Consider the following 8,439-nt stretch of genomic DNA (forward strand, 5'->3'; position numbering starts at 1 on the left):
CGCCGGGTCCGTTCTCTCACCGGTCGAGGAGCATGTGAAGGAGTTCCAGGCCGGCCGGCCAGTCGCCGAGACCGCTGTCGGAGTTGAGGTGGCCGCGGCTTCCGACGAGATGCCATCGAGCCTGCCACTCGCGTGCGAATGCAGCGGACGCCGTCGGATCGCAGTAGGGGTCGTTGTCGCCGGCCACCACCAGGCTCGGGCATGACAGGGGCCGAGCGCGCAGGTCCAGGAACGTCGATGCGGTCTGACGTGGGAACGCAGGTCCCTGGGGGTTGGGCGGCGCGACCAGGAACGCCGCGACCCGGTCGGGTCGCGCCCGCTCCAACCAGTGCGCAGCCGCCCAGCAGCCCAGGCTGTGCGCCACCAACGCCACCTGGCTGCCCTGCCGGGAAGCAACCTCGTAGGCGGCCTGGACCGCGGCAACCCAGTCCGGCAGGTCCGGCACGGCCCACGAGGCCGGTGCGAGACGGACCGCTGAGGCTCCCCACTGCTTCTCCCACCGGCTCTGCCAGTGCCCCTCATCCGAACCGTCGATCCCGGGGATGATGACGTACGCAACCATCGCCTACCGCCGTTCCCATCGTGGCCCGCACACTTCATGGGGCTACTCTGGGGCGATTCTCGATGGATCAGCGGCAGCGGTCAGGCTGAGCAAGTGATCTCAAAGGAAGTGGGGGTGACAACGATGGAATCACTCGACGAGATCGACCGTGCCATCTTGGAACTGCTCCAGACCGACGGCCGGCTCACCGGAGCCGAGGTCGGACGCCGAGTCGGGCTGTCCCAGCCGGCTGCCAGCGCGCGCATCCAACGCCTGGAGAAGAGCGGGATCATCACCGGCTACCGTGCCGTCGTCGCCCCAGCCGCAGTCGGGTTGAACATCCACGCCGTCATTCGGCTTCGCACCACCCATGCGCAACTGAAGCAGGCGCTCACCCTCGCCGCCCAGATCCCCGAGGTCGTCTCGACCCTCCGGGTGACCGGCGAGGACTGCCTGCTGTTCGACGTGCACTGCTCGCACGCCGAACGCCTTGAGCAGGTCGTGGACTCCCTCGCCCGCTACGGACCGGTCACCACCTCCCTCGTCCTGCGCAGCTACCCACCCAAGTCGCTGCCGACGGCACCGTCAGTGACGTCGTGACCCGCAACAGCCAGGGACTCTCCGGGGAGGCGAGGGCCGGCTTCACCGGCGGGAGAACACGGCCACGTCGTAGCGCTCGACGACGGGAATCCGCCGCTCGACGGGCTCGGCCTGGGCCGCGGCGGCGAGGCGCTGCAGCCCCTCGTGGAACTGCTCAGGCGTGATCGAGGCGAACTTCGACTGGGGTCGGGTGGCCAAGCGGGCGTGGTAGTCGCGCAGACTCGAGGTCACCGGCTGAGCAAAGGATGCGACCTCCTGCACGGCGAAGCCGGCGGTCGCAAAGTCGGCCAGCAATTCCGCCTCTCCCGGAAACCGGCGTTCATCAGTGGACCGCAGTTGTGGCCAGTAGTCGTAGACCACCGCGTCCAGCCGTTCCCGGAACGTGGTCCGGATGATCGCCACACCTTCGGGGCGGAGAATACGGGCCAGTTCGCGAGCGGCCCTGGCGCGATCGGGGATGTGATGGATCACGCGGGAGAGGAAGGCCACATCGAATGCGTCCGCGGCGGCGGGCACGTTCTCGGCAGACCCGGAGATGTAGCGCACCGCGGGATGCGGGTGATGGCGGCGGGCTTCGGCCAGCATCGGTTCGCAGGTGTCCACGGCCAGCACGCTGGAGCCGTCGATCCAGCGTGCCATCGCAGCGGAGAACATGCCGGTCCCGGCGCCGATCTCGACAATGGCCGGTGACGGGTGGGGCACGTAGGAAGCGATCAGCTCAACCCAGGCCCGCAGAGAGGCTTCGGGCATCTCGTTGCCGCGCTCGTAGACGCCGGCCAGGCGTTCGTCATCGTGGACACGATTCATGCGCACCGATCCTTTCGCGGCGAGGCCACCTCGGCAAGATCGCGGCTGGCTTGGCAGGGAGAGGCGTTTGGCACCCAGTCCGCGGCGAGGTGAGGATGTGGGTCATGAGTCTGTCGATTACTCCAGTCATCCCTGCCGGGAGCCTTTCCGGTTCCATCCAGCCCTCGCTTCCGTCGTCGGACGGCGGGCTGCTTTTGCGACCGTGGGGAGTAGAGGACGCTGTGGTCTTGCAGGGCGCTTTCGAGGACGACACGATCCGACGCTGGTCTCTGCGTCGTATGACTTCGCGGGCGGAGGCTCAGGAGTGGATCGCAGCCGCCGACTGCCAATGGCAGGGGGAACGCGCTGCCCAGTGGGCGGTCGTCCCTGCCGATGGCGGTGAAGTCCTGGGCCGGGTGGCTCTGCGACGGATGGATCTCTTCCATGGACTCGCTGACTGTGCGTACTGGGTTCTGCCCCACGCCCGCGGCCGGGGCGTCGCCCCGCGCTCTCTCGCGGCGTTGTCGAACTGGGCATTGCAGGAGGCAGGCTTCCACCGCCTGGAGCTTGCGCACTCCGACCGCAACGAGGCGTCGTGCAAGGTGGCGACCAAGGCCGGCTTCGCGCTCGAAGGGACTCGGCGCAGTGCGCTTCGGCATGCGGACGGCTGGCATGACATGCATCTGCATGCCCGGATTCAGGGCGATGCCTGAGCTCGGCAGGGTGGACGCGGGCGCCTTGACGCATTGCCCCCTTGAGCCATTGGCCCCCTGACCCACCGGACATGCAGGCACGAAGGGTTCGGTGGAACTCGCCGTCGCGCACTGACGGCAGGTAAGCGCGGAGGCAGGGGCGCGGCCGTCAGAGTCCGCTATGCCGCCTCCACCACCTCCGCGACCTCGGAGCGTACGGCCAGCGTCCAGATCTCCAGCAGCACCGCATACTCCGCCATGTCCTGTGCCGTCCACGCCAGACCGTGCCGGGCGCGTACGAAACGCCGAATCGATTCGTTCGCTTCGGCAGCAGGAACAGGCACGCCCATATGGGCGGGAGGAGTTGGGGACATATGAGCAATGTTAGGGGCAGACACTGACAACGCCTCCCGGCGTGCACGGCCCCGAGCCCATGGCCTTCGCATCGGGCGATGCCCCCAATGCCACGACAACTCCCTGACCAGCAAGGACCATCGGTCCCGATACGTCTCCTCGCTGTCTGCATGTGTCCATTCCCACACGCTCCGCGTTCGGTGCCTTGGGAACGGCCTCAATGGAGGAACAGGCAGAAGGGGTGTCCCGCCGGATCGAGGAGCACGACGACATCGTCCTGCGGCTGGAACTCGGCTCGGGTTGCGCCCATAGCCACCGCGTACGCCTCGGCCTCGGCGAGGTCGTCGACCCGTATGTCGAGATGCAGCATCTTCTGTTGCTCGGCGGCCCGTTCGGGCCACACCGGTGCCTGATATCCCGGCTCGGACTGGAAGGAGAGCCCCGCTCCGCCGTCCGGAGAGTCGAGCAACACCCAATCCGGTTCGCTGTATTTCACCTTCCAGCCCAGCAGCCGTCGGTAGAAGCCGGCGAGCGCGTGGGCATCCCGGCAGTCCAGGACCACCGTCGCCAGCGAAAAACGAGGTCTCATGGCCACACGTATCCTCCGGTGCGATTGCGGGGAGTTCGGAGTACTCCGATCGGGTGAGGTCTGTGCCCCTGACCTCCCTCCATTGTGGTGTCCCCACACGGTCCAGGAGGTGGATCGCTGCCGCCTTGGAGCCGCCGTTGTCAGTGGTGACCCGTACCGTGGTTCCGTAACTATCCGAGCTGCTGGCGCTACTCGGACCCGCCCCGCTCCCGTGACAGCGCACGGGAGCGGGGCACTCCACGGCTTGGGCGTGGCGTTCAGTGCGTTCGATGCGGTGAGCCCCGGTGGGCAGAGTGCTGTAGATCCTGCGTGGGCGTCTGGAGCGAGAGGCGTGCGCGGTGGGAGGGATCGCCGGGGGTGGAATCCGGCTGCCGGTGGGTTCTGCTTCCGCACACCCCCTGGGCGAGATGCGTGTTCATGGCGTCGTCTATCGGGCCGTTCTGGGGAACGTTGTTTCCGTCCAGTTTCTGATAGCGCGACAAATTGAAGCCGAGGGAAACCTGGCGGCGACCGTCCGTGCTGGACAGAGACCAGGTCATGGCTCCGAGCACCAGGCCGTTGTGCCCCCAGAACTCGCCGCACGGCGTCTGCGTCCAGAGCAGGCCCAGGCCGTAGCGCGCCCGACTGCCCTCGATCGGCACTGTGGTCTTCATCTGGCGCAGTTGGGCCGGGGCGAGTAGTTCGCCACCCAGCAGTGCGCGATAGAAGCGATTCAGATCAGGCATCGTCGAGATGAGCGCACCGGCCGTGCTGACCCAGGACGGGTGGTAGACGCTGAAGTCGCGCGGCGGGTTGTATCCCCCGTACGCGGCCTCGTACATCTTGGCGTGCGGTCCGGTGACGTACGGAGTCCGCGGGAAGTAAGTGTGCTGCAGCCCGGCCTTCCGGAGGACGTGCTGGCTGATGTACGACTCCGGTGCCTTGCCGGTGACCTTCTGCAGCAGGAGGCCCGCGATCACGTAATTGGTGTTGGAGTAGTGGTGGGCCTCGCCCGGCTTGCCCAACGGCTTTGCCTTGAGGCCGAGTCGGGCCAGCTCATCGGGGGCGAAGTTGCGGAAGCGGTTCTCTTCCATGCTGTTGGGCGTCGCAAAGATCGCTCCGCTGTATTCGCCGATGCCGCTGGTGTGGTTGAGCAGCATCCGGACGGTGATGGCTCGGCCGCGGTCCCCGGGGACGAGGTCGGGCAGATAGCGCCCTATGGGGGCGTCCAGCGCGATGTGTCCCTTGCCGACTTCCTGGAGGACGGCCACGGCCGTGAAGGTCTTGGTGACGCTGCCGATGCGGTGCTCCATCTGGGGCGTGGTGGGCCGCCCGGTGTCGACGTCGGCGACCCCCGCTGCTCCCTGCCACTCCTCGGAGCCGTCCCGCGCCGCCGAGTAGGCGCCGTACATCCCCGCGTCGTGGAACGCCTTGAGCGTCGAGGCCAGGGCCGTGCGGTCGAGGCCGGCCCGCTCGGCGCGTACCGCGCTGCCGGAGTGTCGTGCGTCGCCCGCGGCCGGCGCGGCGGGAGCGTGAGCGGGACTGGCGGCGGCCGGGGCGATGGTCGGAATCGTCAGCGTGAGGAGGGCGGCGGTGGCGGTTCCGGCCAGCCGTACACGGCTGCGAGGTGGGTGGGCAACAGGCATGGTTTCTCCGTCAGTTCACGGCTTGTGGCCGCTGTTCGATCTTCGCTTCCTCGATTCTTGCGGCGGGACGGCGGCCGGCCGTCAACCTCTGGAACGACCTTGATCCCAAGTCCAGATGACAAATGTCAGGTTTCTCGCCGTGAGCCTGTCGGGGCGCCGCTTGGGGCGGCCCGCTGAGATGGAGACTGAGGAGGGCTGAGGAAGGGCGCCGGGGGCCTTCGGTCACTCGGGACACGTTGGACCGGCCGGGAAAGAGCCGTTCTACGGCTTCCTGAGGCGCGGCGGGCGGGCGTGCGCGACGATGGAAGAGCGAGGTGCGGCGGCGCGCGTGCAGCGCCGGCGGAGGGCGACGCCGAGCACCCGCCGAGCAGTATCGGGAGGCCCCGATGGATTACCCGGAACGCTATGAGCTGGTATTTCAAGCTTCCGCCGTGGAGGACGACGTGGTGATCGTCCGGCGTACCGAGCGGGCCGGAGCGGGCGGGTACCCGGTCTACGAGGACGAGTCGGGGATCGTACGCGCGGAGATCAGTGACCGCGGCGAGGTCCGCATGCTGGCCAGCGGGGGGCACCAGGTATTGAGCACACCGCTGCTGGCACGCCCCCTCGTCACGTGAGCGGGAGCCTGACCCTGCCCCGTCGGACACGCTCTAGTCGCCGCGGTCGGGGTCAGGCTATTGGTCTTAATGCGGGGAGGGCTGGTCCGTCATGGTGACGCAGTGTTTGCGGCTGATTGCGGACGGCTGTCCTGGCGGGTTGCCCTGCCCGCCTGCTCGCTTCCCCATCTGCTCGCCGATGCTCGACTCCGGGGGGACCTGCGGCGAATCGTGATCAGAGGCCGCGGAGGTGGTTGCGTCGCCGAGGCTTCCGGCGAGCGTCGGGGGCGGTGGTATCTCCCCCGGTCTCGGTGCCTGAGCTGATCGCGCCGCTTGTGCCGCTCGTGTCGGTCGCCGCAGTCGTGTCGGTCGTGCTGGTCGGGTCCGTCGTGCCGTCCGTGTCGGGCGCTCCCTGCCGGTCGCGGTCGGCCTCGCGTTCGGAGTCGTGTCCGGGAGCAGGGGAGGGCTCGGGGGCCGGCTCCGGAGGGGTGAGCTCCCCTCCGAGCACGGCCATGGCGCGTTCCAGCGTCTCTCCGGTGATCTGTATCCGGATCCTGGCCAGACGTTCTAACTCGCTGCGCGACACCACGTCAGCGTACCTGTCGTAAGTTCAAACCTCGGCCGCACCCAAAAATCTGTGGATTTCGGGGAGTTGGCGGTCGTCATGCAGGTTCCCGGAAGTCGGCGAGGGCTCGGGTGACGGCCGCTTCGGCGTGCAGCCGGGTGGTCGGGAAGACCGGGACCGGGGCGTGTTCGGGGCCGATGAGCAGCTCGATCTCGGTGCAGCCCAGGATGATGCCCTCGGCTCCTGCGGCCACGAGGTCGTTGATGACGGCCATGAAGGACGCACGGGATTCCTCGCGGACGATGCCGAGGCACAGCTCCTGGTAGATCACCTGATGGACGGTGTCTCGTCCGGCCGCGTCCGGGACCAACACCTCCAGCCCGTGGCCTTCCAGGCGGCCGCGGTAGAAATCCTGCTCCATGGTGAAGGCGGTGCCCAGCAGTCCGATGCGGCGCAGGCCGTTTTCGCGTACCGCGTCCGCAGTGGTGTCGGCGAGGTGCAGCAGAGGGATGGTGACGGCGGAGGCCACTTGGTCGGCGACCTTGTGCATGGTGTTGGTGCAGATCAGCAGCATGTCCGCGCCGGCCGCCTCCAGTGCCCCGGCCGCTTCGGCGAGTATCTTGGCCGCCTGTTCCCACTGCCCTGCCGCCTGCAGCTTTTCGATCTCCGCGAAGTCCACGGAGTACAGCACGCAGCGAGATGAGTGCAGGCCGCCCAGGCGCTCGCGCGTCAGCTCGTTGAGCAGCCGGTAGTACTCCGCCGTGGACTCCCAGCTCATGCCTCCGAGCAGTCCGATCGTTCGCATCATCGCGTCACTCTCGCACACGTGCGCTGATTCCCCCTGTTTTTTTTGCGGTGCCGGCGCAATGCTCTCTCGGTGGTCAGGCGAGGCCGGGAGAGGCCGGATGTGGTCGGGCGCACTCGGCAGTGCTCTGCCCGGGCGGCGCCTGGCCTTCCTGCGGATCAGTGCATTGGTCTGGACATGCTCAAGTGTTCACCCATAACCTGAGGTTGGTCTAGACCGCAACTCACGCGAGGGTCGCAGAGCGCGGTCGCTCATGCCCGGCGGCACGTCAATCCGCGTGCTGCGTAAGGCGATTCCCCTTCTTTCCCCCCACAGTGGCCGTCGCGCCCGGCTAGTTCGGAGGTCGGCCGCGCTCGAAGGAGTCCTGCCATGAGATCTCGTACCGCTGCGCTGCTCAGTGCCGCCGCCATGGCCGCGGGCGTCGCCCTCGTTGCGCCGACGTCGACCGCGGCAGCCACGGCGCACTGCTCCTCCTCGTGCGCCGCTGCCCCGGTCGGCGCCGAGACGCGAGCCGAGGGATTCGTCGTCAGCGAGGCGCAGTTCAACCAGATGTTCCCGAACCGGAATCCGTTCTACACCTACAGCGGTCTGACCGCCGCGCTCAGCGCGTACCCGGAGTTCGCGAACACCGGGAGCGATGCCGTGAAGCGCCAGGAAGCCGCGGCGTTCCTCGCGAACGTGGGCCATGAAACCGGCGGTCTCGTCTACGTGGTGGAGCAGAACACCGGGAACTACCCCCACTACTGCGATGCCACCCAGCCGTACGGATGCCCGGCCGGTCAGGCGGCCTACTACGGGCGCGGCCCGATCCAGCTCAGCTGGAACTTCAACTACAAGGCGGCGGGTGACGCGCTGGGCATCGATCTGCTCAACAATCCCTATCTGGTGGAGCAGGATCCCGCCGTCGCCTGGAAGACCGCGCTCTGGTACTGGAACACCCAGACGGGCCCGGGCACCATGACCCCGCACCAGGCGATGGTCACCGGCGCCGGATTCGGCGAGACCATTCGCAGCATCAACGGCTCCCTGGAATGCAACGGCGGCAATCCCGGTCAGGTGCAGAGCCGCATCGACAACTACAAGAGCTTCGTGCAGATCCTGGGGACCACGCCCGGCGACAACCTCAGCTGCTGAAACGCAGCCGTCCGGGGCGGCCGCCGTCATGGTGGCGGGGGCCCCGGGCGGGCACGGTGCCCCCGGGGGCGGGAGGAACACCCGTGGGCCTCTCCTGAGGCCCTCCGTTGGATTAGGGGTGGGGTGGCTCCCGAATTCGTTGGTGGGTCCCG

Annotated in this window: 10 protein-coding genes; 4 read left to right on the forward strand and 6 right to left on the reverse strand. The window is 67.9% G+C overall.

Going from position 1 to position 8,439, the window contains the following annotated elements:
• Positions 1-16: 16 nt before the first annotated feature.
• Positions 17-562 carry an RBBP9/YdeN family alpha/beta hydrolase gene (locus AC0680_RS19335; protein ID WP_478630100.1) on the reverse strand — a complete coding sequence of 182 codons (546 nt, stop codon included), beginning with the start codon at positions 560-562 and terminating at the stop codon, positions 17-19.
• Between the two features lie 123 nt (positions 563-685).
• Between AC0680_RS19335 and AC0680_RS19340 the strand changes: the two genes are divergently transcribed.
• Positions 686-1,141 (forward strand): Lrp/AsnC family transcriptional regulator, encoded by a 456-nt coding sequence (locus AC0680_RS19340; protein ID WP_478630132.1) that lies wholly within the window; start codon positions 686-688, stop codon positions 1,139-1,141.
• A gap of 42 nt (positions 1,142-1,183) precedes the next feature.
• On the opposite strand, the gene AC0680_RS19345 is transcribed toward AC0680_RS19340, so the two are convergent.
• Positions 1,184-1,948 (reverse strand): class I SAM-dependent methyltransferase, encoded by a 765-nt coding sequence (locus AC0680_RS19345; protein ID WP_478630102.1) that lies wholly within the window; start codon positions 1,946-1,948, stop codon positions 1,184-1,186.
• 104 nt (positions 1,949-2,052) lie between these two features.
• Between AC0680_RS19345 and AC0680_RS19350 the strand changes: the two genes are divergently transcribed.
• On the forward strand, positions 2,053-2,640 hold the full coding sequence (locus tag AC0680_RS19350; RefSeq protein ID WP_478630104.1) for a GNAT family N-acetyltransferase: 588 nt from the start codon (positions 2,053-2,055) through the stop codon (positions 2,638-2,640).
• A gap of 158 nt (positions 2,641-2,798) precedes the next feature.
• Here AC0680_RS19350 and AC0680_RS19355 read toward each other — a convergent pair whose 3' ends face one another.
• From AC0680_RS19355 to AC0680_RS19365, 3 genes are all read right to left on the reverse strand, one after another.
• Positions 2,799-2,993 carry a hypothetical protein gene (locus AC0680_RS19355; RefSeq protein WP_478630107.1) on the reverse strand — a complete coding sequence of 65 codons (195 nt, stop codon included), beginning with the start codon at positions 2,991-2,993 and terminating at the stop codon, positions 2,799-2,801.
• Positions 2,994-3,190: 197 nt separating this feature from the next.
• Positions 3,191-3,562 (reverse strand): VOC family protein, encoded by a 372-nt coding sequence (locus AC0680_RS19360; RefSeq protein ID WP_478630110.1) that lies wholly within the window; start codon positions 3,560-3,562, stop codon positions 3,191-3,193.
• A gap of 257 nt (positions 3,563-3,819) precedes the next feature.
• Positions 3,820-5,187: a serine hydrolase domain-containing protein gene (locus tag AC0680_RS19365; protein WP_478630112.1), complete on the reverse strand. Its 1,368-nt coding sequence runs from the start codon at positions 5,185-5,187 to the stop codon at positions 3,820-3,822.
• Positions 5,188-5,573: 386 nt separating this feature from the next.
• On the opposite strand from AC0680_RS19365, the gene AC0680_RS19370 reads away from it, so the two are divergent.
• Entirely contained in the window at positions 5,574-5,804 is a 231-nt protein-coding gene (locus AC0680_RS19370; RefSeq protein ID WP_384430388.1) for a DUF6296 family protein, read from the forward strand.
• Positions 5,805-6,445: 641 nt separating this feature from the next.
• Here the strand turns inward: AC0680_RS19370 and AC0680_RS19375 are convergent.
• Positions 6,446-7,153 carry an aspartate/glutamate racemase family protein gene (locus AC0680_RS19375; protein WP_478630135.1) on the reverse strand — a complete coding sequence of 236 codons (708 nt, stop codon included), beginning with the start codon at positions 7,151-7,153 and terminating at the stop codon, positions 6,446-6,448.
• 369 nt (positions 7,154-7,522) lie between these two features.
• Here AC0680_RS19375 and AC0680_RS19380 point away from each other — a divergent pair, with 369 nt between their 5' ends.
• The gene (locus AC0680_RS19380; RefSeq protein WP_478630117.1) at positions 7,523-8,287 is read left to right on the forward strand and encodes a chitinase; all 765 of its coding nucleotides are present in this window, start codon (positions 7,523-7,525) and stop codon (positions 8,285-8,287) included.
• Positions 8,288-8,439 lie beyond the last annotated feature (152 nt).

Source organism: Streptomyces sp. NPDC043738, assembly GCF_056436545.1.

What these genes read in the sequence shown, in the direction of transcription:
- AC0680_RS19335 (WP_478630100.1), bottom strand. Translation starts at nt 562, where the DNA reads ATGGTTGCGTACGTCATCATCCCCGGGATCGACGGTTCGGATGAGGGG.
- AC0680_RS19340 (WP_478630132.1), top strand. Translation starts at nt 686, where the DNA reads ATGGAATCACTCGACGAGATCGACCGTGCCATCTTGGAACTGCTCCAG.
- AC0680_RS19345 (WP_478630102.1), bottom strand. Translation starts at nt 1,948, where the DNA reads ATGAATCGTGTCCACGATGACGAACGCCTGGCCGGCGTCTACGAGCGC.
- AC0680_RS19350 (WP_478630104.1), top strand. Translation starts at nt 2,053, where the DNA reads ATGAGTCTGTCGATTACTCCAGTCATCCCTGCCGGGAGCCTTTCCGGT.
- AC0680_RS19355 (WP_478630107.1), bottom strand. Translation starts at nt 2,993, where the DNA reads ATGTCCCCAACTCCTCCCGCCCATATGGGCGTGCCTGTTCCTGCTGCC.
- AC0680_RS19360 (WP_478630110.1), bottom strand. Translation starts at nt 3,562, where the DNA reads ATGAGACCTCGTTTTTCGCTGGCGACGGTGGTCCTGGACTGCCGGGAT.
- AC0680_RS19365 (WP_478630112.1), bottom strand. Translation starts at nt 5,187, where the DNA reads ATGCCTGTTGCCCACCCACCTCGCAGCCGTGTACGGCTGGCCGGAACC.
- AC0680_RS19370 (WP_384430388.1), top strand. Translation starts at nt 5,574, where the DNA reads ATGGATTACCCGGAACGCTATGAGCTGGTATTTCAAGCTTCCGCCGTG.
- AC0680_RS19375 (WP_478630135.1), bottom strand. Translation starts at nt 7,153, where the DNA reads ATGCGAACGATCGGACTGCTCGGAGGCATGAGCTGGGAGTCCACGGCG.
- AC0680_RS19380 (WP_478630117.1), top strand. Translation starts at nt 7,523, where the DNA reads ATGAGATCTCGTACCGCTGCGCTGCTCAGTGCCGCCGCCATGGCCGCG.